This is a genomic window from Halosimplex amylolyticum (genome assembly GCF_051414035.1).
Lineage (GTDB): Archaea > Halobacteriota > Halobacteria > Halobacteriales > Haloarculaceae > Halosimplex > Halosimplex amylolyticum.
Genome location: NZ_JBLKNW010000001.1, coordinates 1,509,759 through 1,535,574 on the forward strand (window position 1 = coordinate 1,509,759; position 25,816 = coordinate 1,535,574).

The following is a 25,816-nucleotide window of genomic DNA, read 5'->3' on the forward strand; positions in this document are numbered from 1 at the left end:
GAACGGGGGCCGCCCTGGCGATCAGACGGAGGCCGCGAGGTCTTCGAGTTCGCGGCCGAGGTAGACGGCGATGGGGACCGGTTCCTCCTCGACGAATCGCGCGACTTCCTCGCCGTCGCGTTCGACGACGACCGTCGGGATCAGATCGATGTCGTACTCCTCGACCTTCGGCCCGGTCTTGCTGCCGTCGTCTTCCTTCTCGACGGCGTACTCCTCGATGCGGTCGTCGGGCACGCCTGCGGCGTCGAGCGCCGCGCCGAAGTCCGGCAGTTGCGATCGGCAGTCGATACACCAGTCGCCGCCCCAGACCTTGTAGGTGACTTCGTCTTTGAGCGCCGCGAGGACGTCCACCGTGTCGGCGTAGGCCTCCTCGGTCCACACCGGGTTCGGCTCCATGGTCTCCAGTGACATACACCCCACTACCGGGTGGGGTGGCTTAACGACAACGCTCCGTTCATCCCGGCTACTCGTCGCCGATTCCGGCCCGGTCGCGGATCACGTCGTCGAGGATCCGCCGGTGACAGCGTTTGGACTCGCCCTCGAAGCAGACGAGCGCGACCGATCCGCCGTCTTTCACCTCCTCCGCGAGCGAATCGACCGCGTCCCGGGCCGCGTCGTCGGTCGCGAGGTGCTCGCGGTAGCGCGCCTCGAAGTCGGTCTCCGTCCACGCGGCGTTGTGGGCTTCCTCGTCGCACAGGCCCTGCAACTGGAGGTCCTCCTGGCGCTGCTTGGTCTCCGAGAGGAGCGACTCCGGAGGGCCGAGCGCCGGCACGTTCTCGTCGACGAGCGCGCTGAACCAGCCGGTCGGTCGGCGGACGACGCCGACGAGCCGCGCGTCGTCGGGCAGGTCGGCGATGTCGTGCTGGAGCGCGGCCGCGTAGGTGTCCGTAACGGTCCCCGTCACGTGCAGGTCTCCGGTCGAGACGGCGGAAAAAGTTTCGACGGTGCGAACGGACACTGCGGGCGATCAGAGGGGTTCGGTCGGGGTTCCAGCGGTACGCCGAGGGCGTCGGGACCCGATCAGTCCTTGCCGGTGAAGTGGCCCTGCTCGTTTCGTTCCTGCTCCTGGGCGGAGGTCTTGCCGCCGCGCGATCGGGCTTCCTGCGTCAGGCCCTGCGTGCTGCCACCGCTGCTACTCTGGCTGCTACTCTGGGTACGCTGGCCGGAGCGGTCCTGCTGCTGTCGCTGGTCGCCCTGTTGGCCCTGCTGTCCCGGGATCTGGCCCTGCTGGTCGCGCTGCTGGGACTGGGCGGCGTGCTGTCCGGCCATCGAACGACCCTGCTGGCCGCCGAGCTGCTGGGAACCCTGCTGGTGCTGCTGGCCGCCGAACTGCTGGGCACCCTGCTGGTGCTGCTGACTACCGAACTGCTGGCCGCCCTGCTGGTGTCGTTGCTGTCCCTGCTGGCCCTGATGGCCGGTGAACTGGCCCTGCTGGTCGCGCTGCTGGGACTGGGCGGAGTGCTGGCCGCCCATCGAACGGCCCTGTTGACCGCCGAGCTGCTGACCGCCGAACTGCTGGCTACCCTGCTGATGCCGCTGCTGACCTTGCTGCTGGTAATTCTGCTGACCGCCCTGCTGGCCCTGCTGGCCGGTGAACTGACCCTGCTGGTCGCGCTGCTGGGACTGCGCGGAGTGCTGGCCACCGATCGAACGGCCCTGCTGCTGGTTGTGCTGGCTCTGCTGTCGTCGGTTGTTGGGGTCGTTGTATGACATGGGTAATCTGGAGAGCGTCCGCGACTCACCGAACGACGAACGTGGCTCGTCGAACGGCTCGGTCGGTCATTGAATTGCGATTCACAAGCCGATTCGGCCTGCAATAGAAACCCGGCCACGGCAGCCGATTCGTGGGGCGAACGGCCCTACGTCGCCCCTGACCGTCACGGACGGCAGCACTGCCTGCCGCTGCCGCGGCCCATTTAAGGGGCTGTGTCGTACTTCGCCGTAGTGTACTCGAGCATCCTCGAAACGATCGGGTCGCCGCTGGTGGAGGTCGACGCCCCCGACGGCGCCACCATCGCGGCGAAAGTAGAGTCGTACAACCCGGGCGGGTCCGCCAAGGACCGGCCGGCGAAGGAGATGGTCGAGGCCGCCGAGCGCGACGGGGTGCTCACCGAGGGCGACGCCATCGTCGAACCCACGAGCGGCAACACCGGCATCGGCCTCGCCGTGGTCGGCGCGGCGAAGGGCTACGACGTGACGCTCGTCATGCCCTCCTCGAAGTCGCCCGAGCGCCGCCAGATCATGCGCGCCTACGGCGCCGACATCGAACTCGTCGACGGCGACATCTCCGCCGCGAAAGACCGCGCCGACGAACTGGAGGCCGAGGAGGGCTACGTCCAGCTCCGCCAGTTCGAGAACCCGGCGAACCCCGAGGCCCACTACCGCTCGACGGGCCCCGAGATCCTGGAGGAGATCGGCGACCGGGAGGTCGACGCCTTCGTCGCTGGCGTCGGCACAGGCGGGACGCTCACCGGAATCGGCCGCCGCCTCCGGGAGACATTCCCCGACGTGGAGATCGTCGCGGTCGAACCGGCGACCAACGCCGTCCTCTCCACCGGCGTGGCCGGCGACGACGACTTCCAGGGCATGGGACCCGGGTTCGTGAGCGACAACCTCGACCGCGACCTGCTAGACGACGTCGAGACGGTGGAACTCGACGCGGCCGAAGCGGAGTGCCGCCGCCTCGCCCGCGAGGAGGGGATCCTCGTCGGGCAGTCCTCCGGCGGGACGAACCTGGTCGCCAAGCGCGTCGCCGAGCGCCTCGCGGCCGACGATTCTGTGGAGGACCCGCTCGTCGTCACCGTCTACTGGGACAGCGGCGAGCGCTACATGTCGACCGGGATGTTCGACTGAGACCGGGTCGACTCGAGGGTGCCGACCGGACGTCCCGCTACTTCTCGACGCCGCCCGCGTTCGATTCGTCTTCAGTTCGCTCCCCGGGCCCCTCACCAGCCGTCTCTCCGCGGTCTACCCGGGCGGCTTCGAACGCCCGGAGGTCGCCGCTGACTCGGTCGCTGGCCTGGCCGTGCATGTATCGTCCGAGCACCGCCGCGAGGCCGGCGACGACGAGCGCGACGGCGGTCACCGTGCCGACCGCGACCTGGAGATCGCCGCTCGCCACGCCCTCGTCGCCGATCCGCAGGCCGAGGGGGATGAGGGCGGTCCCGGCGGCGATGAGGTAGAGGCTCCGCGCGAACGCCTCCGCCGGGACGCGGGCCCGGGCGAGATAGGCGGCGGGTGCGAGCCAACTCCCGAGGAACACCAGCGGGGCGGTCCAGACCGACAGCGGGCGGACCGTACTCACGAGGAACAGCCCCAGCGGCGCGAGCGGGACGGCGACGGCGAGGCCGGCGACGACCATGACGCGGCCGGACGCCCGCCGTTCGCCGCCCTCGCTGACGAGAAACTCGGGCCGCTCGTCCTCGTCGAACAGCCCGTCGAGTTCCGAGAGGTCGACGGCCTCCTCGTCGCCGGTGGCGGTGCTGTCGATCGGTCCGTCGTGATCGCCGATACCGTCTCCCCCAGGTTCGGCACTGTCCGCGCCGTCGGCACCACTGCCTGTGTCGTCACTGCCACCAGCACCACCATTCTCGTCGCGTTCGTCCGGCGGGTCGGCCATGCCGCCTCCTTTGCGCCCGGCCGACAAGAATCCCGGCCTACGACCGACCGATCGGCGTCGAACGCGGGGGCGAGGGGCGCGACGACGAGAAACGACTATACCGGCGCACGCCCACGCCACTGGCATGCGACTGGAGGACTACTGGGGAATCGGGCCGAAGACCCGGGACCTGCTCGCCGAGGAACTGGGCGTCGAGCGAGCGCTGGCCGCCATCGAGTCGGCGGACTCCCGGGCGCTGGTCGACGCGGGCCTCTCGCAGGGTCGGGCGACGCGCATCCTCCGGCGGGCCCAGGGCGGCGAAGCGATGGACGTGCTCGCGACGCGAGACACCCGCGAGGTGTACAAGGAGATCCTCGACCTCGCCGGAGAGTACGCCCTCACGGAGGACGCGGCCAGCCGGATCCGCATCCTCACACCGCTGGGCGCCCGCGAGGAGATGGCCGAGCGCATCGACCGCATCCTCGAAGCCCGCGACTCGTGGACGGCCCTGGACGACGAGACCCGGGCCGCCGTCGAGGAGGCCTTCGAGGACAACGCCGCCGGCGGCGAACTCGCGGCCGTCCGCACCGCGCTCGCGCTCTCGGAGGCCGGCGTCTCCGCGGGCGTCTTCGAACCGATCGCGGACCTTGACGACGAGGCGCTCGCCGACGCGGCGGCCGCGCTCGCGGGACTCCGGAGCGGCGGCGACAGCATCGGCGAGGGCGCCGACGACCGACTCGACTCCCTCCGCGGCGCGCTCGCCGACGTCGAGGACATGGCGGCCACGCCCGGGAGCGTCGCCGAGGAAGTGCAGTCGGGCGCTCGCGGCCCGGACGACTTCCGCGAGACGCTCGTCCGCCACGTCACGAGCGAGACCGAAGTCGACGTGACGCGCGTCCGCGAGGCGATGCCCGGGGAAGCGACCGACGCCGGCGACTTCGTGGCCGAGACGCTCCGGTCGCTGGCCGGCGACCTCCGCACGGCCGTGGACGAGCGCGAGGTCGAAGTGGCCGACCGGCTCGAAGGGACGATCGAGACGGCGAGGGTGGAGATCGACGCGGCGGTGACGGCCGTCGACGACGTCGCGCTGTACGTCTCGATCGCTCGATTCGCCGACGCGTACGACCTCCAGCGGCCGACGTTCGTGGATCGCGAGACCGTCGCCGTCGAGAACGCGCGCAACCTCTCGCTCGTCGCGGGCGGTATCCCGGTCCAGCCCGTCACCTACGGCATCGGCGACCACGCGCTCGACGTACCGGCCGCGGAGGCGCCACCGAGCGACCACGTGGTCGCGGTCCTGACCGGCGCCAACAGCGGCGGGAAGACGACGCTGCTGGAGACGCTCTGTCAGGTGCAACTGCTCGCCCAGATGGGCCTGCCGGTCCCCGCGGACAGCGCCGAGGTGGGCGTCGTCGACGCCGTCGTCTTCCATCGCCGCCACGCGAGTTTCAACGCCGGCGTGCTCGAATCGACGCTCCGGTCGGTGGTGCCGCCGCTGACCGACGAGGGTCGGACGCTGATGCTCGTCGACGAGTTCGAGGCCATCACCGAACCGGGGTCCGCCGCGGACCTTCTCCACGGCCTCGTCCGACTGAGCGTCGACCGCGGCGCGCTCGGCGTGTTCGTCACCCACCTCGCCGACGACCTCGAACCGCTTCCGCCGGAAGCCCGCGTCGACGGCATCTTCGCCGAAGGGTTGACCCCGGATCTCGACCTCGAAGTCGACTACCAGCCCCGCTTCGAGACGGTCGGTCGCTCGACGCCCGAGTTCATCGTCTCGCGGCTGGTCGCCAACGCGGGCGACCGCAGCGAGCGGGCGGGCTTCGAGACGCTCGCCGAGGCCGTCGGCGAGGAAGCCGTCCAGCGGACGCTCTCCGACGCCCGCTGGACGGCCTGACCCGGGGCGGAACCAGTGAGATCAGACCGTCCCGACCGTCGGGAAATCGCCATCGCTCGCGGCGTCTTCTCCGGTTTCCGTGTCGCTGTCGGCGCTATCGTCCGCCGATCGTGATCGTTCTCGCTCGTCGTCGGCCGACTCGTACTCCGGCGCGATGATACACAGCATAGCTCTCACCAGACTCTCCGGCGGGGATCGAACCCGCCGCTCCGGCGCTGGGCCGGCGTCACACCGCTGTGACCGCGGAGAGCAGGGGATCGGAGCGGCCCGTTCGCGGGGCCGCCGCCGATAGTTCGTGCCGCTCACGATTCGTTCGCGTCGACTGGGTCGGCCGCGTCGGCGACGAGGACGGTCGCCTCCATGATGCCGAAGCCGTCTTCCAGCGTCTGGCGGACGGCGTCGGCCTCGGGCGCGTGGTCGGGGAAGACGAGCCAGACGGTGGCCGTCACGCGGATGTCGGTCGCGCGGGGCGTCACGTCGGTCACGCCGGTGACTTCGGCCGTCTCGACGCCGTCGACGTCGGCGACGACCGTCCGGACGCCGCTCTCGAGGTCCGCCATGGTGTCTCGGGGGACCCACAGGTCGACTTCCGCCGTCGATTCCACCGCGGTTGTGGCATGGACTGCCATACGACGCCCGGCGCGATTCGAACGCGCGTCGCCTGAGCGACCGCCGTGCGGGCGTCGGGGCGCGCAGTGATGCCTCTCTCCGGCAGCGCTGGCGCTGGTTCGCCGACCGCGCTCCCGTCCGAGCCGGACGCGGCGACGGAGGCCGCGTCAGCGACCGGAGGCCTTGGGAGCGCGGATCGGGCGTGCGTGGGCCGATGGGGCGACAGCGGAGCGCGGATCCATCGGTGGGACGAGACCTGTCGTCACGCGAGACGGGCCGGTGGCCACGACGTCGGGGTCACAGGAAGAGCCGAGATCGGCTCGAACCGACAGCCGTCGACCGGACTGGGAGCCCGGACGGCCCGCGGAGTTTCACGCGGCGACGGTCGGTTCGAGCACGCGGTTGCCCCCTGCAGACCGACCGATCGCCAGATCCTCCCCGCTGGGATTCACTGCACCGACGTCCGCCGTGACGGCGGCGTCGGCGCAACCGGCGCTGCCGCCATACGGGCCGTGGGCCCGGGCGAACGCCGGTGACGCAATGAGGTCGATCATTCGGGATCACCGCTCGCACCGTAGTGGTGGAACGTACTCGATACGTCTACACGGGAATATATTAAATTTTTTGCACGTATGCGAGACCCTGTCATGCACGGAACTTTCGGGAGGGCCACACTTATGGGCCAGATACTCCAAGTAGTGCGTATGAAGAAACGCCTGAAGCGCATCCTGAGTCGTGCTCGCTACGCAGCCATGGGCGCCGCCGTCGGCGCCGGAATCGGCGGTCTCTTCGGACGCAACACTGCCAGCACCGGCGGCGCGCTCGGCGCCCTCGTCGGCGCGACCATCGGCGAGAAACGCGTCACCGTCGACTCGTTCATCGACGACGTGAAGGAAAAACGGGCTGAGCGGAAGGAACTCGCCGACGCGGAGTGACGACCGGGCCGACCGCCGCGGCCGACGCGGCGACGACTCCGGCCCCCGTGCCGTCCCGCTCTCAGAGCTCGTTTTCGACGTGGAGTCGAGTGACGTGGCCGCCGCAGCCGCACTGTTCGACGTACTCGTAGCGTACTGCGTCGCCGAAGGCCTCCGACAGTTCTTCGTAGAGATAACTCTCCGGGTGGCCGTGGTCGCCGTGGGTGACCAGATTGACGTGGTTGCCCGGTGCGGTGTGCTCGACGGCGTCGACCGCCTGCGAGACGACCAGTTCGCGGTCATCGGCGTGGTGCGGTTTCTCCAGGTTAGCCGACCAGGAGTTCTCGTGGACGTGGTCGGTCACGGGCTCGACGTCGTCGTGGCTGACGGACATATCTACTCGTACCCACGCCTCGGGTGAACCCGTGGCGCCGAACACGTTCGGTCGTCGCGGAGTGGCTCAGACCGCGGGCCCGTCCTCTCCGGAGCGGTCGCCGTCTCTGCTTCGCTCGTCCGCCCGGTCTCCACCGTCCGCTTCGTCGCTCACGCTGCCGTCTCCTGGTTCGTCCTCGTCGCCCGATCCGTCGTCCGCCTCCGATTCGTCGACCGTCCGCTCCTGGACCTGGACGCCCTTTCCGGCGAGATATCGCATCTGCCGGCGTGCGAACTCCTCCTCGCGAGCGCCCTGCGTCGCGAGCACGTACATGAGCGCGCGCCCGGCGGGTCGCATCGTCCGGCCGGCGCGTTGAGTCCCCTGCCGGCGCGACCCGCCCAGCCCGGACGCGACCACCGCGAGGGAGGCGTCGGGGAGGTCGATCCCCTCGTCGCCGACGCGGGAGACCACGAGCGTCCGGAGCGACCCGTCGCGGAACTGCTGGAACAGCCGCTCGCGCTCGTGGTGGGGCGTGTCGCCGCTGACGAACGGCACGTCCAGCGCGGTCGAGAGGTCCCGACCCTGGTCGAGGTAGTCCACGAAGACCAGCGCCTTCTGCTCGGGGTGGCGCGACAGGATCCGTCGGGTCTCCTCGATCTTCGCGGGGTTCGACGCGGCTATCTGGCGGCGCTCGTGACCGTCGGCGCCGACGTACTCGTTGCGGCTGTCGTCGTCGGTCCAGGGTACGTAGCGGATCTCGACGCGCGGTTCGGCGACGAACCCATCGTCGAACAGCGAGTCCCAGTCGGTCCCGATGGGGGGACCGATGAGCGTGAATATCTCCTCCTGGAGGTCGTCCTCGCGAACGGGCGAGGCCGAGAGGCCGAGACGATGGCGCGTCTGCAGGTTCGCGCTCCGCCGGTAGACGTCGCTGGGGACGTGCTGGACCTCGTCGTAGACGATGAGACCCCACTCCCGGGAGTCGAACAGGTGCCGGTGGCGGTCCATCCCCGCGGTCTGGTACGTCGCGATAGTGACCGGCCGGATGTCCTTCGTGCCGCCGTGGTACTCGCCGACCTGGGACTCGTCGAGGGTCGTGTGGGCGAGGATCTCGTCGCGCCACTGGCGGACGAGTTCGCGGCTCGGCACCAGGACGAGCGTCTCGCCGCCGACGCGCTCCAGGATGCCCATCGCAGCGACGGTCTTCCCGCTCCCCGGCGGGCCGACGAGCACGCCCGATTTGGTCTCCATGAACCGGCTCACCCAGTCGTGCTGGTAGTCCCGGAGATCCAGGGTGAGCGAGAGATCCAGCGGGTCGCCGGATTCGAGGTCGCGCTCGTCCTGGACGGGATAGCCCGCCTCGTAGAGGACGCGCTTGACCTCCGCGGTGGCCTCCTCGGCGACCCAGCTCTCGGTGTCGGAGATGGGCGCCCGGAGATGGCTGTCGTCGAGTTTCTGCCGGGCGACGTTGCCCATCAGGTTCTCCGTCGCCGCTTCGAGGACGACGTAGCCGTCCTCGTGGGTCTTGAGGGTGAACTGGTGGGCGCGCTTCCACTGCTCGCCGATCCACTCTTCGAGGTCGGGATAGCGCTGGGGCAGCACGTCGCGGACGGTCCCGAGCAGTTCCTCGACGTGGTCGTACGGCGCCTGCCAGATGTCCGAATCCGCGATCTCGTAGACGTACCCGCGGTCGCCGTTCGTATCGACCAGGCGGGCGAACTGCGAGAGCTGCGCGCGGGTGAACTGCGCCGGTCTGTCGACGACGATCTGCCGGCGGTTCGGGAAGACGACGAACCGCTCGCGGTCGGCGTACTCGGTCCACTCGGCGGGGTACCACACCGTGGGATCCTGGGAGACGTCCCGGCTCACGACGCCGCCGTCGCGTTCGAGGGCCGTGAGCCACGACTCGGTTTCGTCCCTCGATTCGTCCAGTCGACGCGCGATCTCGTCGGTCGTCAGGACTGGACGACCCGCCCGTTCGATCGCCTCGTGGAACCGATCGAGCGACGCGTCGTCCTGGTCGTCTGTCACACCCGCCCGTTGGCCGCCACGCGACAAGGTGCTTTCGTCTGCCCGGGCGGTCGCGGCTCGAGAGCGCGCAGTCCGACCATCGAACCTACTTATAGTCGGTAATTCGTAATAACTTTGAATTTGATAATATCTGAAGACCCTGTCGCATTCCCACCAATGGTTATCCAACCGCTGAGGGACTCGATGACGATATCTCGCCACTACAGAGACGTTACTGCGCGATATTCCGAAGACCAGGTTCCACTCTAGATGGAGTCGTCAATCGAGATCGCCACCGTCGGTGACACGGAAATTGTGAAAACAACTGCCTGAAACTGGCTAAGATGGCCTACAGAACGAATTTTTAGAGTTTCACGTTCATTCCCGAAGTCGATAGCTCGATTTCGCCGAATTTATAATAGTTCTGTTGTGTTCCAAAACCTATTCTATCCTTGACTATTCTATTGACGCTCACTCGGATTCGACTTGGGGACGCATCGATCCGGTCTACCGAGCGCTGGGAACAGCGTCTCGAAATGGGCCGAGCGGAACCGTCGGGCGGGCCGGTGGCACAGTCCGGTCGGTACGCCGCTCGGAGCGAGTCGGTGGGTGGACGTCGACGGCGCGTGCGGGGCCGCTACGAGTACGTGACGTTCAGTTCGAGGACGTTCGCGGTTTCGAGGACGCGCTTGGGGAGCTCCTCGCGGAAGCGCTCGTTCTCGAAGCGGTGGGAGGGACCGGAGACGCTGATCGCGCCGAGGACCCGGTCGTCGTTGCTGAGGACCGGGGCGGCGACGCAACGCAGCCCGGACAGGCGTTCCTCGTCGTCGAACGCGACGCCGCGTTCGCGGATCTCCGCGAGCGTCTCGAACAGTTCGTCGCGGTCGGTGACGGTCCGCTCGGTGGTCCCGGGCAGCCCGTGGCGGTCGATGATCTCCTCGACCCGCTCCTCGGAGAGGTGCGCGAGGATGGCCTTGCCGAGGGCCGTGCTGTGCAGGCAGACGCGGTTGCCGACGTGCTCTTTCACGCGGACCGCGTTCTCGCCGCGGGTCCGGTAGAGGTACGTCCCCTTGCCGTGCTCCTCGACGAGGAGGTTACAGAGTTCCCCGGTCTCGTCGGCGAGTCTGTCGAGTTCCGGACGGGCGATCTCGAAGATCTGCGACTGGTTGCGAGCGTACGCGCCGTGTTCGAGGAACCGCAGGCCGATGCGGTACTGGTCGTCCGCCTTGACGACGTAGGCCTCCTGTTCGAGCGTGCTCAGGTAGTTGTGGACGGTGCTCTTCGGGAGGTCGAGGTGCGTCGACAGCTCAGTCACTCCCGCCCCGCCGAGCTCCTGGAGACCGCCGATGATCCGGAAGGTGCGTTCGACCGACTTTACCGTGTTTCGCGCGGACTGCGCCATAGCGAGCGAGAGACACCCCGCTGTCTTAATCGTTCTGCAATCGCAAACGGTCGTTCAGACGTTCACTCGACTTCGAGAAAATCCCTGGCGGCGTCAGACGGTCGTAACCGGGTTGGTGAGCGTCCCGATCCCCTCGATGTCGATCTCGACCTCGTCGCCCTCGCGGAGCGTGAAATCGCCCTCTGGGACGAGCGCCGTTCCGGTCAACAGAACGGTCAGGTCGGGGACGACGTTGTGACGTGTGAGATACGAACTCAGTTCCTCGCACGTGCGGACCATCTCGCTCGTGTTCGTGGTCCCGTCGTAGACGACCTCGCCGTCGCGGTGAATCTGCATCGTCATCTCGAGGTCGTGGGGGTCGTCGACTTCAGAGAGCGAGACGACGCAGGGGCCGAGCGAACAGCAGCGGTCGTAGACTTTGGCCTGGGGGAGATAGAGCGGGTTCTCGCCCTCGATGGAGCGGCTGCTCATGTCGTTCCCGATCGTGAAGCCGACGATGTCGCCCTCGAAGAGGACGATACCGAGTTCCGGTTCCGGCGTGTCCCAGTCGGAGTCGGCGCGGATACCGACCGCGTCGTCGGGGCCGACGGTCCGGCTCGGCGTCGCCTTGAAGAAGATCTCGGGGCGTTCGCTCTCGTAGACGTCGATGTAAACGTCGGGTTTGTCGCTCTCTTCCTGGCGCGCTTCCTCGCTGATCTGGTAGGTGACGCCCGAGGCCCACACCTCCGGGGGTTCGACGGGCACGAGGACGTCGTCCTCGTCGATCTCGAGTTCCTCGGCGTCGTCGAGGTACGCCTGGGCGCTCTCGTCGAGCCCCTGGCGCGAGTCGTCGGCGCTCGCGAGCAACTCCGCAACTGTCGCGGGGCCGCCAGACGCGCTCGTCAGGTCGTAGGCGGTGTCACCGTCGGACGCTACCAGCCGCTGGTCGGTCCCCCGCGTCACTCGGAAGTATCTCATACTCTGTACAGTGTGTTGGACAGGCAGTATTTAAGTGTGCCGGGCGTGATCCGCGAACGGCGACCCGGTGAACGGTCGCGGTCGCCCGCTCTCGCGGTGTCCGCGGCGAGGGGTACCGGCACCGCAAGAGTTTTTGAACGTTCGTGAGAGGTGAACGCATATGGACGTAGGTGTGCTCACCGTGGCACTCGGCGGCGAATCGATCGACGACGCGTTCGCGTACCTCTCCGAGCAGGGCGTCGACGCTGTCGAACTTGGGTGTGGCGGGTTCGTCGGAGACGACCACCTCCCGCGCGAGGAGTACCTCGACGACGACGAGGCACAGGCGGAACTGCAAGAGTTGCTCGACGAGCACGGTCTTTACGCGTCCGCGCTCGCGACGCACAACAACCCGCTCCACCCCGACGACGAGCGGGCCGAGCGCGCCGACACCGAACTCCGGGAGGCTATCACGCTGGCTGACCAGCTCGGCGTCGACGCCGTGACCTGCTTCTCGGGGCTCCCCGCGGGCGGGCCGAACGACGAGACGCCAAACTGGATCACCGCGCCGTGGCCCAACGAGCACCACGAGGCCCACGAGTACCAGTGGGAGGTCGCCGAGGAGTACTGGTCCGACCTGGCCGAACACGCGGCCGACCACGACGTGAAGGTCGCCATCGAGATGCACCCGAACATGCTGGTGTACGAGCCGACCGGCATGCTCGAACTCCGCGAACGCACGAACGAGTACATCGGGGCGAACTTCGACCCGTCGCACCTGTTCTGGCAGGGCATCGACATCACCGAGGCCATCCGCTTCCTCGGCGAGGAGGACGCGATCCACCACTTCCACGCCAAGGACACCAAAGTCTACGAGGCCAACAGCCGCGTGAAGGGCGTTCTCGACACCGACCCGTACACCGAAGAACCCGACCGCTCGTGGCTCTTCCGCTCGATCGGTTACGGCCACGGCGAGGAGTTCTGGAAGGACGTGGTGTCGACGTTGCGGATGATCGACTACGACGGCGCCCTGTCCATCGAGCACGAGGACTCGCTGACCTCGCCCAACGAGGGCCTGGAGAAAGCCATCGACGTGCTCCAGCGCTCCGTCTTCGAAACGACCCCCGGCGACGCCTACTGGGCCTGAACGATGAGCGAGGAACCACTCTCCGTCGGCGTCCTCGGCTACCGGTTCATGGGCAAGGCGCACGCCAACGCGCTCGCGCGCCTGCCGATGTTCTTCCCCGAAGCACCCGAAGTCGAGCGCGAGGTCATCGTCGGCCGCGACGAGGAGGCGCTGGCTGAGGCCGCCGAGCGACTCGGTTTCAACAGGTACGCGACCGACTGGGAGGACGTCGTCGAGGAGGTCGACGTGTTCTACAACCTCGGGCCGAACAACGTCCACGCCGACCCGTCGATCGCCGCGCTGGAAGCCGACACGCACGTCTTCTGCGAGAAGCCGCTCGCGCACACGCTGGAGGACGCCGAGCGGATGCGCGACGCCGCCCGCGACTCGGCGGCGACCGCCGGAATCGCGTTCAACTACCGATTCATCCCGGCGATCCAGTACGCCAAGAACCTGATCGACGCGGGCGAACTCGGCGAGATCCACCACGTTCGCGGACAGTACCTCCAGGACTGGCTGGTCGACCCCGAGGCGCCGTGGAGCTGGCGCAACTCGAAGGAGCTAGCTGGCTCGGGCGCGCTCGGTGACCTGGGCGCGCACACGATCGACCTGACCCGCTTCCTCGTCGGTGACCGGGCGGGCGACATTTCCCGCCTCTCCGGCCAGTTGCAGACGTTCGTCGACGAGCGGCCCGTCCCCGGCGGCGACGACGGCTCGCTCCAGGGCGAGGGCGGCGACCCGACGGAGACCCGCGAGGTCACCGTCGACGACGCCTACACGGCGCAGGCCGAGTTCGAGAACGGTGCTGTCGCGACCTACGAGGCCTCGCGTTTCGCCACGGGCTGCAAGAACGACCACTCCATCGAGATCAACGGCTCGAAGGGCAGCCTGAAGTTCTCGCTCGAACGGCTGAACGAACTCGAACTCCTGCTCGAAGACGACCGCGGGTTCCAGACGATCAACGTGACGGAAGCCGACGACCCGTACATGGAGCACTGGTGGCCCGTGGGCCACGTCATCGGCTGGGAACACACGTTCGTCCACGAGAACTACGAGTTCCTCTCCGCGGCGGTCGCCGGCGAGGACCACTCGCCGTCGTTCGAGGACGGCTACCGCGTGCAGGAGCTACTCAGCGCTATCGAGGAGTCCGACGCCTCCGGCGAGTGGGTCGCGGTCTGAGCCCACCCGAGACCGGTCGACGCCGGATTCGAGGGCGAACCCGGCAGGATTCGCTCGCGGCGGCACCTTTTTCGCGGTTCTGTGACTCGATAACCCATGACGCTGACAGCTGCAGTCGTCGGTGCCGGACCGGATCCTGACAACCCGAGCGGCGACGGGTACGCGATGGGGTATCGCCACGCCGACGCCTACGAGGAGGTCGACGGAGTCGATCTGGTCGCGGTCGCTGACATCGTCCCGGAGAACGCCCGGGCGTTCGCCGACGAGTACGGGATCGGCGACGACGGCGTCTTCGAGGACTACGAAGTGATGCTCGAGTCGGTCGAACCGGACGTCGTCAGCGTGACAGTCCCGCCGGCTATCCACGCGGACATCTCGATCGGCTGCATCAGGAGCGGCGTCGTCGCGGGCGTCCACTGCGAGAAGCCCATGTCGCGCACGTGGGGCGAGGCCCGCGCGATGGCCGAGGAAGCCGACCGCCACGACGTCCAGCTCACGTTCAACCACCAGCGCCGCTTCGGCGAGCCCTTCCGCCGAGCGAAGGAGCTGCTCGACGCCGGGGAGATCGGCGACCTCGAACGCGTCGAGTTCTCCGCCCCCAACGTCTACGACTACGGCAGCCACTCCTTCGACCTCTGTTCGTACTACAACGACGAGACCGAGGCGGAGTGGGTGCTCGCGAACGTCGACTACCGGGAGGAAGACGTCCTGTTCGGCGCGCACAACGAGAACCACGCCGTCGTCCAGTGGCGATACGAGAACGGCGTGACCGGGCTGGCGACGACGGGCGTGGGCGCGGAGACCGTCGCCTGTCACAACCGACTGATCGGCAGCGAGGGCGTCATCGAGGTCGGCCCCGGCGGCGTCTCGGCGTCCGAACCCCTGCGCATCCGCCGCGACGGCGAGGGCTGGGAGTCTATCGCCTGTGGCGAGGGCGTCCACGGGGACGACTGCATCCGCCGCGCGATCGCCGACGTGGTGGCCGGCGTAGCGACCGGCGATCCCTCGGAGCTGTCCGCTCGAAACGCCCTCGTCGGCACCGAACTGATCTTCGGCGCCTGGGAGTCCGCCCGCCGCCGCGGCCGGGTCGACTTCCCGCTCGATATCGACGACAATCCGCTGGAGTCGATGGTCGAATCGGGCGAACTCACGCCCGAATCCGGCGACCCCTGATCGGAGCCGTCGGTCGCGGAAGCGGTCCCGGTCGGGGCAGGTCGGGGTCGAACCACCGATCGAACGTCTCGAACGTAGTGGCGATGCGCCCGACCAGTGGTTCCACCAGTCAGGTAGATCGTCCCACTGAGACGAACCTACATGGCACCATTCTCACAGGCGTTCTCTTCTACGATTATCCGTTCCCTATACGTCGACGAGGGTTCGACGACACAGAACGACTTGCTTCCCTGCGGAGACGTCGATCCGCGAGCCGGTCCCGTAGATGGACCCGGTAACTCCTGCTTACGACGATGCGACCGCGATCGGCGTCGCTCCGACAACCGGTCCATCGTCCCGTGATTTCCCGGTGTTCTCCCCGGATACCTGGGAGACATTCACGCACGAGAAACCGTTCGGAACGCTGTCGATTACAGGCGTACGTCTGTAATAGCGCCAGGGACCGTCCGTTCGACGCGGCGAGAAACAGAATCCAGTTCTCTATTTCTACAGCGACCGTTTGCTAGCAGACATATCGACGCGGCTCACTCGGGACGGCTGGAGACCGACGAGCGCGAAGGCGCTCACGGCGGGAGAAGCGGCGGTCGGGACCGGGACGGAACGGTCGGCAGACGGGGTCGGAGCGGGCGGGTCTGGTCACCGCGGCCCGTCGAGCAGGTCGACGAGGGTCCAGTAGGCGTCTTTCGGCCGTCGGTACTCGGTCACGATCCCCTTGTTGTTCCGCGACCGCGGTCGGGACATGGCGTCACCGGGGTTCGCGAGCGTGTCACAGAACTGCCAGACGGTGAAGCCGGCGACGCTGTCGCGCTCCCGGAACAGTTCGATGCACGTTTCGAGCAGATCGGCCTGGTACGTCTCGGACCACTTCCGGGCCGCGTGGGTCCGGTCGCCGGGGACGGCGCCCGCACCGAACTCCGAGACGACGATCGGTTTCTCGCCGTACGAGTCCTCGACGCGGTCGAGGTGTGCCGCCCAGTCGCTGTCGTCGCGGTACCAGCCCCAGTAGGCGTTCACGCAGAGGAAGTCGCAGTACTGGAAGACGCGGTCGGTACTGCCCTCCCAGTCGGTGTTCGACGCGGCAGTGACCAGCCGTGACCCGTCTACTCCGTCGACGATCTCCCGGAGCTGGCCCGTGGCGTCGGCGACGGTCGGCTGCTCGTTGAAACACTCGTTCGAGAGGCTCCAGGCGACGATCGACGGGTGGTGGCGGTCCCGTTCGACCATCTCGACGAGAGTCCGCTGGGCCCGTTCCCGGCACCCTCCCATCGCCGACTCGTCGACCTGCCAGAGCGGGATCTCCTCGATGACGAGGACGCCGGCTTCGTCGCAGAGGTCCAGAAAGCGCGGGTGATTGGGGTAGTGCGAGCAGCGGACTGCGTTACAACCGGCCCGCTCGATGATGTCCAGATCCTGCTGCTGGATTCGCAGCGGCTGGGCCGCGCCCCAGTCCGGGTGATCCTCGTGACGGTTGACGCCAGCGAGCGATACCGACTCGCCGTTGAGCAGGATGTCGCGCCCGTCGACCGCGATCTCGCGGAAGCCGATCCGGTCGCGGAGGTCGTCGGCGAACGCCTCGCCCGCGCGTTCGTCGCTCTGGGCCCCCCCGAGTCTGGCTTCGACGTCGTACAGCGTCGGGTCTTCCAGCGTCCAGCGCTCCACGTCGTCGAGTTCGAGGGTGAGCGTCGTCGTCTGCGCGTCCATCCCGTCGACGGTGACGGGCTCGGCGACCGTCTCCTCGCCGACCGACACGGCGAGTTCCGGTTCGGCCGGTCGGGGGCCGAGGTTGTTGAGCGTGACCTCCGCCTCGACTGTCGCCGCGTCTCCCGTTAGTTCGTACTCCAGTGCGAGGTCCCGGACGAAGACGTCCGGGACGGTCTCTAGAACGACCTCGCGGTATATCCCGCCGTGGGGGAACCAGTCGACGTCGTCGTGCGGGACGGTCGTCTCCGTGTGGGTGTTGTCCGCGCGGACGACCAGCTCGTGCGTCCCGGCGTCGAGGTCCCGCGCCAGCCCGGTGAACGGTGTGTATCCCCCTACGTGGCTCGTCAGTTCCTCGCCGTCGAGGTAGACGGTCGCTTCGCGGCCCACGGCGTGGAACGTGAGGAGGACCGACCCCGGTTCGAGAAGCTCGAACGTGCGGCGGTACCACGCGGGCCCGACGTAGTCGGCGTACTCGGTCCGCGCGCCCCAGGAACTCGGGACCGCGATCCGGTCGGCCTCCTCGCTCGGGAACGCCTCGTGATAGCCGGCTTCGACGCCCTCGCCCTCGGGATCTGTCAGGAACTCCCACGGCCCGTCGAGCGACCGTTGTCGCCGTTCCGTGGTCGTATCGAACGTCCGGTGCATACGTGGCCTGGGCTCGCTGCCAGGAGTTAAACGTTACCACACGGACGCCGACCGCTGGTTGACGCTCCCGGGCGAGCGTCCCGCCGACCTGCGGGAACAGACGGCGAGCGCCAGTTCTATGCCTCCGCGGGCGAACTGGGAGACATGGAAATCACGTCCACGGACGGCGCGGTGCTCGTCTACACCTTCGGGGTGATGGTCAGCGCGCTCTGGCTCTCGACGCCCGGGAATCCGGACATCAACCTCTTCGTCGTCGCGCTCTTCGGGGCCACGTCCATCGGCTGGACGGCCTACTTCAAGTGGCAGATCGCACCGCAGTACGCGGACGACGACGAGGACGACGAGGAAGCGAACGAAGACGACGACGCGTTGACGCCGCCGACAGTCGAAGAGTAACGGCCGGTCGACAGCCAGTTCTCCGGCGCTCCCGCGGCCGATCAGTGTACGGAGCGTTCGTCGGTGGTGTCGATGTCCTCGCGGGGTTCGGCGTTCCCCTGGCTGTAGGTCGCGCGGTCGTCGCTCGGCGCGGCCCACTCGACGGCGTTCGCGAGGACCCGCTGGATCTCCTCGTCGTGGTAGACGGGGTAGGTCTCGTGGCCGGGTCGGAAGTAGAAGACTCGCCCGTCGCCGCGGCGATAGGTACAGCCCGATCGGAACACCTCGCCGCCCTCGAACCAGGAGTTGAACACCAGCGTCTCGGGCTGGGGGACGTCGAAGCGCTCGCCGTACATCTCCGCCTCCTCGAGTTCGATGCAGTCGTCGATGCCCTCGGCGATGGGGTGGCTCGGCTCGACGACCCACAGTCGCTCGCGCTCGGCGGCCTCGCGCCACTTGAGCGCGCACGACGTCCCCATCAGCGATTTGAAGATCTTCGAGAAGTGCGCCGAGTGAAGGACGAGCAGTCCCATCCCGTCGAGGACGTGTTCTTTGACGCGCTCGACGACCTCGTCTTCGACCTCGTCGTGCGCGGCGTGCCCCCACCACGTCAGGACGTCCGTCTCGTCGAGGACGTCTTCCGTGAGCCCGTGTTCGGATTCCTGCAGCGTCGCCGTCTCGGTGTCGAACCCGCGCTCGGACAGCGCGTCCGCGATCGCGCCGTGGATGCCGTCGGGGTAGATTTCTGCGACGGTGTCGTTCTCTTGCTCGTGCACGAACTCGTTCCAGACCGTGACGCGCGTGTCGGCCATGGTCGTATCCACGCAACCGGCCGACTTGCTAGTTCGGCAAGCGGCAAAACTGGACGCGTGGGTTCGGCCTGTCCGAACGTATTCCCCGGGCGCCACTGAATGTCAATTTATTTTCGAAAATTTATTATACAATCCTTCGGTCAGGAAGGATATGGGGGACGTTGACACCAGTAACGACGAGAGGATATCACGCCGCCAGTACGCGCAGATACTGGCCGGAATGGGAACGGCCGCGCTGGCTGGCTGTCCGAGTGGCGGCGACAACACCGCGACGGCAGGGGGAGACGGCGTGGGCGATGACGACGCTGGCCCAACCGACACCCCGGGCGAGGGAGACGGGGGAACGCCGACCGACGAACCGACCGGCGAAACGGGGACAGACCGGCAACCGGTGCGGGACACGATCCGGATCGCGGTCACCAACTCGCCGGACGTGTTCGACTGGAACCCGTGGACGCCCCAGGACAACACCTCCGGCGACAACTGGATGTCGGAACTCAACGGGCTCACCAACGTTCACACCCCGGAGAACGCATACAGCGGGACGACAGTTCCGACGCCGCACAAGCCCGACCACGACGAGGTCGAACTGATGACGTGGATCGAGGAGTGGACCGTCGAAGAGCCCTACGACTGGCGCCACCACCTCGACGACAGGGCGTCGTTCTGGAACGGCGACCCGTACGACGCGCCGACGCTGGTCACCCACAACCACGTCGCCTGGTTCTTCAACGGCAACAAGTTCACCGAGGGGGAGACGTTCAACGAGGAAGCCGAGGACCAGTGGACCCGCCACGGCTGGTTCGACAGGGGCGAAGTACCCGAACAGGACGAGAATCCGGTCGCGAAGCCGGTTCTCGAAGCCCAGGCCAAGGGGCTGCTGTTCAACCCGCCGCTGCATCCCGACTACACGGAACCGTACCTCGAACGGTTCCAGGACGCAGGCTCCTCGGACGAGGTCGGGTCGATCAGCGACGACCTGACGAGCGACCGCGTCTCGCTCCAGCGGGTCAGCGAGGAGGGGTGGGGGTCGGGCATGTACGTCCTCGAATCCGTGGACGACATCGGATCGGAATCCGCGACGCTCCGCCTCGACGACGAGCACCCCAACGCCGGCCACACGAACGTCGAGAAACTGGAGTTGCTCTGGGCGGAGTCCTCGCGCCGCCAGACGCTCGCGTCGAACGGCGACATCGACCTCAACGGCGGCATCGTCGCGCCGTCGGCGGACTACAACCGCGAGACCCTGCCCGACCACGTGCAGGAGCTGACCCGGTGGCTCAACGCCACGCTCGGGACCCAGTGGCTGATGAACTGGCACAACCCTCACCTCCAGCGGCTGTGGGTCCGCCGCGCGCTCGTCGAAGCGGTCGACTGGAACGCGGTCGTCGCCAACGGCTGGGGCCAGCAGACCGGCCGAACCACCACCTACGACACCTTCCTGATGGACGCCGAGTCCGAGAGCACCTTCTCCTCGGACTTTCTGGACCGACTCCACACCTACTCGCGCGCCCAGAACCTCGAAAACGCGACCCAGTACATGCAGAACGCGGGCTACTCGCGGCAGGGCGGTCAGTGGGTCGACCCCGACGGCAACGCGGCATCCATCGACCTCATCGCGCCCTCGAGCGATTCGAGCTACATCGAGGCGGCCCAGTCGATCAAGGCGAACCTCTCGCAGTGGGGCTTCGGCGTCAACTTCTCCTCGCAGGGGTTCTCGACGTGGTCGAACAACCTCAACCCGGAGGGCGACGGCCTCAACTTCGACACGTCGATCTTCTGGTCGGACACGGCGACCGTCTTCGGCAAGTACAACGACCGCGGCGCGTGGTGGGGCGAGGCGCTGCTGGGCGGCAGCCCCTCAGCCGGCAGCGTCTTCCGCCTCACCGAGGACGACGAGCGGGACACGCAGAACAAGCCCGTCGTCGTCGAACTCCCCGAGGAAGTCGGTTCCATCGACGCGCCCGACGAGGCCGGGATCGCCCCCGACTTGGAGAACGGCCGCGAGGTCGACATGCTCGAAGTCGTCGACGCGATCCGCGAGCCGGGCAAGTCCGAAGAAGCGATCGACGAGCTCTATCGCACCTGCGCCCAGTACTACAACTTCTACCTCCCAGACTTCGTGTTCGCCCAATCCATCTCCGGGGCGTGGGGCAACGTTCGGGACTTCGACTGGCCGGGACCGGACGAGCGAGCGCTCGATTACGCCCGCAACGTCAGCATCCCGGTCGGGACGGTGATGACCGGCCTGGCGCAGGCCAGCTACGACACCGACTTCCAGTCGCCCGAGTGACGGCGGACTCGGGAGCGGATCAGCCGTCCAGCGGTCGCGGACGACCGCGGGGCCGGTCGCGCCGCTCAGCGGTCGACGCCGACGGTCGTCTCCGAGCCGTCGTAGGTGACCGTCTCCTCATTCGATACGCCGGTCTCCACGCCGACGCCGCAGTTTTCGCCGACGACCACGATTTCGAAATCGCGCTCCTCGACGAGTTTCGGGAACGACCCGTCGCGGTCGCCGATCGTCAGTTCGCTCGCCGCGTCCTCCCAGCGGATCGGTGTGAACGCGAACGCGCCGTCCTCGTAGTCGTAGCCGTCGCCGGCGTCCTCGTAGACGTCGAACTCGCCGTCGCGACCGGGGTAGACGCGCAGTTCCCAGTCGGCGTCGGGGCGCTCGCCGGTGTGCTGGACGACCGGCCCCATCGGCACGACGCTGCCGGCCTTGACGAACAGCGGGACTTTCTCCAGGGGCGCGTCGGCGAGGATCGTCTGGCCGCCATCGTAGCGCTCGCCCGTCCAGAAGTCGTACCAGTCGACGCCCCCGGGGAGGTACACCTCGCGGGCCTCGGCCCGTTCGTCGAGCGGTTCGGAGTCGGGGCCGTAGTACATCGGCTCGGTGACCGGACAGACCATGAACGCCGGGCCGAACATGAACTGGTCGCCGACCTCGTGGGCCGCCTCGTCGTCCGGGAACTCCAGCGCGAGGTGGCGGTACATCGTGTAGTCGCGGTGGGTCTCCCAGCCGGCCAGCGAGTAGATGTAGGGGAGCAGCCGGTAGCGCAGGCGGTCGAACGTCACGAGCGTATCGTAGGTGCGCTCGCCGGGTTCGCCGAAGCGCCACATCTCCCGGGCGGTGTGGGTCCCGTGCGAGCGGAACAGCGGCAGGAACGCGCCGTACTGGAACCAGCGGACGTACAGTTCGCGGTAGCCGGCGTCCTCGTTGCCCTCGTCGAAGTCGCCGTCGATGATCCACGAGTAGTCGGCGTTGCCGGCGAAGAACGCGCCGATGTCGAGCGTCCACTTGGGGTTGCCCGCGGCCGTGAACTGCAGGCCGTCGGCGATCTGCGTGCGGTAACGTTCCCACGTCGCCTCGATGTCGCCCGACCACGTGATCGCGCCGTAGCGCTGCTGGCCCGGGTAGCCCGAGCGGGTGAGGTTGATGACGCGCTTGTCGTCGGTCGCCTCGCGCTGGCCCTCGTACATCCCCTTCGCCTGGTGGAGCGAGTAGGTGTTGAGGTATCCGGGGTCGAGGACGTGTTTGAACGCGTCCGTCGTGTGCTGGGCCAGTCGGTGCGGTTCGGGGGCCGTCGGCAGCGTCCACGTGGGGTCGTACGGCTCGGTGGAGTCACACCACCACGCGTCGACGCCGTGGTCGAATAGCCCTTCCTTCGCCTGGTTCCAGTAGATGTCCCGGGCCTCCTCGGAGAAGGCGTTATAGTAGCGCTGCTCGTTCCCCGGCGCCGGCACGTCCTCGTCGTCGAGGACGTGACCGGCCTCGCTCATCTCGTCGTAGTTCTCGCCGGCGAGCATGTTCGGCCAGATGGAGATCATCAGGCGGACGTTCCGCTCGTGGAGGTCGTCCATCGTCGCCGAGGGGTCCGGGAATCGCTCGGGGTGGAACGACTTCTGGCCCCACTGGCCCCAGTCGCCTTCGGGACCGTCCCACTCCTCGAAATTCGGGTGGTGGTCCTCGGTATCGGGCCAGTACTGCCAGTCCTGGACGATGCAGTCGATCGGGATATCGCGCTCGCGGTACTCGTCGACGACCTCGACCAGTTCCTCGGCCGTCTTGTAGCGCTCTTTGGACTGCACGTAGCCGTATGACCACTTCGGGAGCATCGTCGACTCGCCGGTCAACTGGCGGAAGCCCGAAATAACCGCGTCGGGTTCGCCAGCGACGAAGAACACGTCGAGGGCGTCGTCGCACTCCGTCCAGACGAACGAACCGTGCTGGTCGTCGTGGAACGAGGTCAGCGACCCCGTGTTCCAGAGCATGCCGTACCCGCGCGTCGAGAGGAACGCCGGCATCGCGACCTTCGTGTTCCCCTGGTAGAGGGTCTGCTCCTCGCCGCGGTAGTTGGCGACGCCGTCGTCGTGCTGGCCGAGACCGAGGATCGCCTCGTCGTCGGCGAACTCCAGGTCCAGCCGCGTCGAGTACGCCTCGCGGTCGAGCGACTCGCGGGGCGTCGCTACCTCGCTGTCGCCGACCGTCAGATCCTCGGGCGAGACGCGAACGACGGACTTGCCGCCGTCGTCAGGTTCGCTCACGAGGCGCCGGCCGTCGGCGTCGCGCCAGGTGATCGCCGCGGTCTCGCGGTCGACGAGAACGCTCAGTTCGGCTGTCGTGAGTTCGTACTCTCCGTCGCGCTCGGCGAGGTCCCAGTTCCCGACCGGTTCCTGTTCGACGACCATCGGACTCTCGGGGTCCGGGATCGTCTCGCCGGCCGTGTAGACGAGGCGGACGATTGCGTCGTCCAGGACCTGCAGTTTCATGCGACTACCCCCCACATCGAACAGCGGGCCGTCTTCGTACCCTCCCAGGGTGTCGACGTGCATGGATTCACTCATTTCCGGGTCCATCTTTACGTTTCCTGTCGCGTCCGTCGATCCCCCGGTATCTTTTTCCGGGACGGATTCGCCTGTTGGGGTATGGCAGACGACCGCCGACTGCGAGACGTAGCTGCAGAACGGGACTTCGAGATCGGTGCCGCCGTCGCGGCCGAGCCGCTCCGGACCGACGCTTCCTACAAGAAGATCCTCCGCAACGAGTTCAACTACGTCACCGCCGAGAACGCGCTGAAGATGGGGCCGCTCCGCCCCTCCCGACACACCTACGACTTCCGCGACGCCGACGCGGTAGTGGACTACGCCCGGGAACACGACCAGACCGTTCGCGCGCACACGCTCGCGTGGCACAACCAGACCCCCGAGTGGTTCCAGGAGTGGGACTACACGGACGGCCAGCTCGAAGACTTCCTGCGCGACCACGTCCACACGACCGCCGGGCGCTACCGAAGCAAGGTCGACGCCTGGGACGTCGTGAACGAGGCCATCGCGGACGACGGGGCGATGCGGGACAATCTCTGGTACAACGCGTTAGGCGAACAGTACCTCGACAAGGCCTTCGAGTGGGCCGACGAGGTGGCGCCCGAGACGGACCTGTACTACAACGACTACGGGGCCGACGGCATCAACGAGAAGTCCGACGCCATCTACGACCTGGTCTCCCGCCTGCTCGACCGCGGGGTCCCGATCGACGGCGTCGGCCTCCAGTTACACGCGCTCCACGGCAAGCCCGACCCCGCGTCCGTCGCCGAGAACGTCCGCCGGTTCAGAGGCCTCGGTCTCGACGTCCAGATCACGGAGATGGACGTGGCGTACACCCCCGAAGACGACCCCGGCGACAGAGAGGCGCGCTGGGAGAAACAGGCCGAGTACTACCGGGCGATCACGGAGGTCTGCCTCGACGAAGGCGTCGACACGCTCGTCGTCTGGGGCGTCCGCGACTCCGATTCGTGGGTCTCCAGCTGGTTCGACTCGCTGACCGACGACCCGCTGTTGTTCGACGCCGGTAACGACCCCAAGCCCGCCTACCACGCGATCAAGGAGACGCTCGAAACGTACTGATCGTCGGAGAACTGACGCGAAGTTCCTCTCCTCCCGCTTCTACAGGTCGACGCGCCGACCCGTCTCGGCCGACTCGTAGATGGCCTCCGTGACGCGCAGGTCGAAGTGGCCGTGTTCGCCGTCGGGGCCGATCTTCACGTCCGTCAGGACGCCGGTCGCGAAGTAGTCGAACTCCTCGACGATCTCGGATGGCTCGTCAGCATCGACGACCGTCTCCTCCCCCTCCAGTTCGACGGTGATCCGGCGGTCGGCGTCCACGTCGAACGACCGGTCGATCCGGATCCGGCCGTGCGTCCCGGCGACCTCGAAGTAGTTGGTGCCGGCGACTTCGTAGCCGGTGTCGCAGGAGGCGACGGGGCCGTCGGGGAACTCCAGGGTGAACGCACAGTAGTTCTCCAGGCCGTCGAACTCGGGCGGCCCCTCCACCGTGGAGGCGTGAACGGCGGACGGGTCCGCGTCGAGGACGAACCGCGCGGTGTTGAGCGGGTAGACGCCCAGGTCCATCAGCGGACCGCCTCCCGCGAGGTCGGGATCGAGGCGCCACTGGTCCAGGTCCTCGCCCGCGGCGACCAGGTTGTAGCCGAACGCGCCGCGCACCTGCACCGGGTCGCCGATGGCCCCGTCCTGCACGACGTCGCGGACCCACCGGACCGAACGCGTCGTCTGCATCCGGTAGGCGGTCATCAACTGGACGCCCGCCTCGTCGCAGACCTCGACGCACTGTCGAGCGCGGTCGGCGGTCGCCTCCAGCGGTTTCTCGCAGAGCACGTCCTTGCCGAGGTCGGCGGCCGTCTCGACGTGCGGCAGATGCAAGGCGTTGGGCGTGACGACGTAGACGGCGTCGTAGGCGTCGGCCGCGTCGCCCGCCGCGAAGTCGTCGTAGGTCAGTGCGTGCTCGACGCCCTTCTCCTCCGCGACGCGTTCGGCCTTCTCGCGGTCCCCGCTGACGACGGTCGTCGTCTCGCAGTAGTCCGACTCGGCGATGGCGGGGATCGCCACGTCCGGGCCGAACCACCCGAGGCCGACGACGGCGAACCGAACCGGTCCGCCGTCCACCGGCCGCTCCCAGTCTCGCTCGTCGAACGCAGACGGCACTTGCAGATCCATACGACGACCAATCCCGCCACCGGCAAAAAGGGGAACGGTCCCGGAAGCTCAGTGA

At 67.7% G+C, this 25,816-nt stretch carries 24 protein-coding genes; 10 read left to right on the forward strand and 14 right to left on the reverse strand.

The genetic code is table 11. The features are described 5' to 3' along the window. Positions 1-21: 21 nt before the first annotated feature. Positions 22-411: a TlpA family protein disulfide reductase gene (locus ACMGFE_RS07170; RefSeq protein ID WP_436924390.1), complete on the reverse strand. Its 390-nt coding sequence runs from the start codon at positions 409-411 to the stop codon at positions 22-24. Between the two features lie 52 nt (positions 412-463). Next, entirely contained in the window at positions 464-904 is a 441-nt protein-coding gene (locus tag ACMGFE_RS07175; protein ID WP_436924391.1) for a DUF488 domain-containing protein, read from the reverse strand. Between the two features lie 134 nt (positions 905-1,038). Between ACMGFE_RS07175 and ACMGFE_RS07180 the strand changes: the two genes are divergently transcribed. Together ACMGFE_RS07180 and ACMGFE_RS07185 are read left to right on the forward strand one after the other, a co-directional pair. Beyond that, a complete protein-coding gene (locus ACMGFE_RS07180; protein WP_436924392.1) occupies positions 1,039-1,710 on the forward strand; it encodes a hypothetical protein in 672 nt (223 codons plus the stop codon). Positions 1,711-1,944: 234 nt separating this feature from the next. Continuing rightward, a complete protein-coding gene (locus ACMGFE_RS07185; protein WP_436924393.1) occupies positions 1,945-2,853 on the forward strand; it encodes a PLP-dependent cysteine synthase family protein in 909 nt (302 codons plus the stop codon). A gap of 37 nt (positions 2,854-2,890) precedes the next feature. Here ACMGFE_RS07185 and ACMGFE_RS07190 read toward each other — a convergent pair whose 3' ends face one another. Then, positions 2,891-3,619: a hypothetical protein gene (locus ACMGFE_RS07190; protein ID WP_436924394.1), complete on the reverse strand. Its 729-nt coding sequence runs from the start codon at positions 3,617-3,619 to the stop codon at positions 2,891-2,893. A 124-nt stretch (positions 3,620-3,743) separates the two neighbouring features. On the opposite strand from ACMGFE_RS07190, the gene ACMGFE_RS07195 reads away from it, so the two are divergent. Further along, on the forward strand, positions 3,744-5,495 hold the full coding sequence (locus tag ACMGFE_RS07195; RefSeq protein WP_436924395.1) for a MutS-related protein: 1,752 nt from the start codon (positions 3,744-3,746) through the stop codon (positions 5,493-5,495). A 21-nt stretch (positions 5,496-5,516) separates the two neighbouring features. Here the strand turns inward: ACMGFE_RS07195 and ACMGFE_RS07200 are convergent, their stop codons facing one another. From ACMGFE_RS07200 to ACMGFE_RS07210, 3 genes are all read right to left on the reverse strand, one after another. Next, a complete protein-coding gene (locus ACMGFE_RS07200) occupies positions 5,517-5,663 on the reverse strand; it encodes a hypothetical protein (RefSeq protein WP_436924396.1) in 147 nt (48 codons plus the stop codon). Between the two features lie 134 nt (positions 5,664-5,797). Then, positions 5,798-6,124, reverse strand: coding sequence for an Asp23/Gls24 family envelope stress response protein (locus ACMGFE_RS07205; protein ID WP_436924397.1), 327 nt, complete (start codon positions 6,122-6,124; stop codon positions 5,798-5,800). Positions 6,125-6,475: 351 nt separating this feature from the next. Then, the gene (locus ACMGFE_RS07210) at positions 6,476-6,658 is read right to left on the reverse strand and encodes a hypothetical protein (RefSeq protein ID WP_436924398.1); all 183 of its coding nucleotides are present in this window, start codon (positions 6,656-6,658) and stop codon (positions 6,476-6,478) included. A gap of 150 nt (positions 6,659-6,808) precedes the next feature. Between ACMGFE_RS07210 and ACMGFE_RS07215 the strand changes: the two genes are divergently transcribed. Beyond that, positions 6,809-7,039 carry a glycine zipper 2TM domain-containing protein gene (locus ACMGFE_RS07215; protein WP_436924399.1) on the forward strand — a complete coding sequence of 77 codons (231 nt, stop codon included), beginning with the start codon at positions 6,809-6,811 and terminating at the stop codon, positions 7,037-7,039. A 61-nt stretch (positions 7,040-7,100) separates the two neighbouring features. Here ACMGFE_RS07215 and ACMGFE_RS07220 read toward each other — a convergent pair whose 3' ends face one another. From ACMGFE_RS07220 to ACMGFE_RS07235, 4 genes are all read right to left on the reverse strand, one after another. Beyond that, positions 7,101-7,412 (reverse strand): CGCGG family putative rSAM-modified RiPP protein, encoded by a 312-nt coding sequence (locus ACMGFE_RS07220; RefSeq protein WP_436924400.1) that lies wholly within the window; start codon positions 7,410-7,412, stop codon positions 7,101-7,103. Between the two features lie 66 nt (positions 7,413-7,478). Continuing rightward, complete coding sequence (locus ACMGFE_RS07225; RefSeq protein ID WP_436924401.1) at positions 7,479-9,449, reverse strand: DEAD/DEAH box helicase; 1,971 nt, start codon at positions 9,447-9,449, stop codon at positions 7,479-7,481. 589 nt (positions 9,450-10,038) lie between these two features. After that, positions 10,039-10,803: an IclR family transcriptional regulator gene (locus ACMGFE_RS07230; RefSeq protein WP_436924402.1), complete on the reverse strand. Its 765-nt coding sequence runs from the start codon at positions 10,801-10,803 to the stop codon at positions 10,039-10,041. Positions 10,804-10,896: 93 nt separating this feature from the next. After that, a complete protein-coding gene (locus tag ACMGFE_RS07235; protein ID WP_436924403.1) occupies positions 10,897-11,760 on the reverse strand; it encodes a fumarylacetoacetate hydrolase family protein in 864 nt (287 codons plus the stop codon). A gap of 160 nt (positions 11,761-11,920) precedes the next feature. On the opposite strand from ACMGFE_RS07235, the gene ACMGFE_RS07240 reads away from it, so the two are divergent. The 3 genes from ACMGFE_RS07240 to ACMGFE_RS07250 all read left to right on the forward strand — a co-directional run bounded on the left by ACMGFE_RS07240 (position 11,921) and on the right by ACMGFE_RS07250 (position 15,217). Beyond that, positions 11,921-12,886: a sugar phosphate isomerase/epimerase family protein gene (locus ACMGFE_RS07240; protein ID WP_436924404.1), complete on the forward strand. Its 966-nt coding sequence runs from the start codon at positions 11,921-11,923 to the stop codon at positions 12,884-12,886. Positions 12,887-12,889: 3 nt separating this feature from the next. Beyond that, positions 12,890-14,044, forward strand: coding sequence for a Gfo/Idh/MocA family protein (locus ACMGFE_RS07245; protein ID WP_436924405.1), 1,155 nt, complete (start codon positions 12,890-12,892; stop codon positions 14,042-14,044). A 96-nt stretch (positions 14,045-14,140) separates the two neighbouring features. Then, entirely contained in the window at positions 14,141-15,217 is a 1,077-nt protein-coding gene (locus ACMGFE_RS07250; RefSeq protein ID WP_436924406.1) for a Gfo/Idh/MocA family protein, read from the forward strand. Between the two features lie 636 nt (positions 15,218-15,853). Here ACMGFE_RS07250 and ACMGFE_RS07255 read toward each other — a convergent pair. Beyond that, positions 15,854-17,563: a glycoside hydrolase family 2 protein gene (locus tag ACMGFE_RS07255; protein WP_436924407.1), complete on the reverse strand. Its 1,710-nt coding sequence runs from the start codon at positions 17,561-17,563 to the stop codon at positions 15,854-15,856. Between the two features lie 144 nt (positions 17,564-17,707). Here ACMGFE_RS07255 and ACMGFE_RS07260 point away from each other — a divergent pair, with 144 nt between their 5' ends. After that, the gene (locus ACMGFE_RS07260) at positions 17,708-17,959 is read left to right on the forward strand and encodes a DUF8074 family membrane protein (protein WP_436924408.1); all 252 of its coding nucleotides are present in this window, start codon (positions 17,708-17,710) and stop codon (positions 17,957-17,959) included. Positions 17,960-18,000: 41 nt separating this feature from the next. On the opposite strand, the gene ACMGFE_RS07265 is transcribed toward ACMGFE_RS07260, so the two are convergent. Then, positions 18,001-18,750 (reverse strand): ThuA domain-containing protein, encoded by a 750-nt coding sequence (locus tag ACMGFE_RS07265; RefSeq protein ID WP_436924410.1) that lies wholly within the window; start codon positions 18,748-18,750, stop codon positions 18,001-18,003. A 151-nt stretch (positions 18,751-18,901) separates the two neighbouring features. Between ACMGFE_RS07265 and ACMGFE_RS07270 the strand changes: the two genes are divergently transcribed. Then, positions 18,902-21,043: an ABC transporter substrate-binding protein gene (locus ACMGFE_RS07270; RefSeq protein ID WP_436924412.1), complete on the forward strand. Its 2,142-nt coding sequence runs from the start codon at positions 18,902-18,904 to the stop codon at positions 21,041-21,043. Positions 21,044-21,108: 65 nt separating this feature from the next. On the opposite strand, the gene ACMGFE_RS07275 is transcribed toward ACMGFE_RS07270, so the two are convergent. Next, positions 21,109-23,583: a glycoside hydrolase family 31 protein gene (locus ACMGFE_RS07275; RefSeq protein WP_436924413.1), complete on the reverse strand. Its 2,475-nt coding sequence runs from the start codon at positions 23,581-23,583 to the stop codon at positions 21,109-21,111. A gap of 93 nt (positions 23,584-23,676) precedes the next feature. On the opposite strand from ACMGFE_RS07275, the gene ACMGFE_RS07280 reads away from it, so the two are divergent. Continuing rightward, a complete protein-coding gene (locus tag ACMGFE_RS07280; RefSeq protein ID WP_436924415.1) occupies positions 23,677-24,654 on the forward strand; it encodes an endo-1,4-beta-xylanase in 978 nt (325 codons plus the stop codon). 39 nt (positions 24,655-24,693) lie between these two features. Here the strand turns inward: ACMGFE_RS07280 and gfo6 are convergent, their stop codons facing one another. Continuing rightward, a complete protein-coding gene (gfo6, locus tag ACMGFE_RS07285) occupies positions 24,694-25,761 on the reverse strand; it encodes a D-xylose 1-dehydrogenase Gfo6 (RefSeq protein ID WP_436924416.1) in 1,068 nt (355 codons plus the stop codon). Positions 25,762-25,816: the final 55 nt, after the last annotated feature.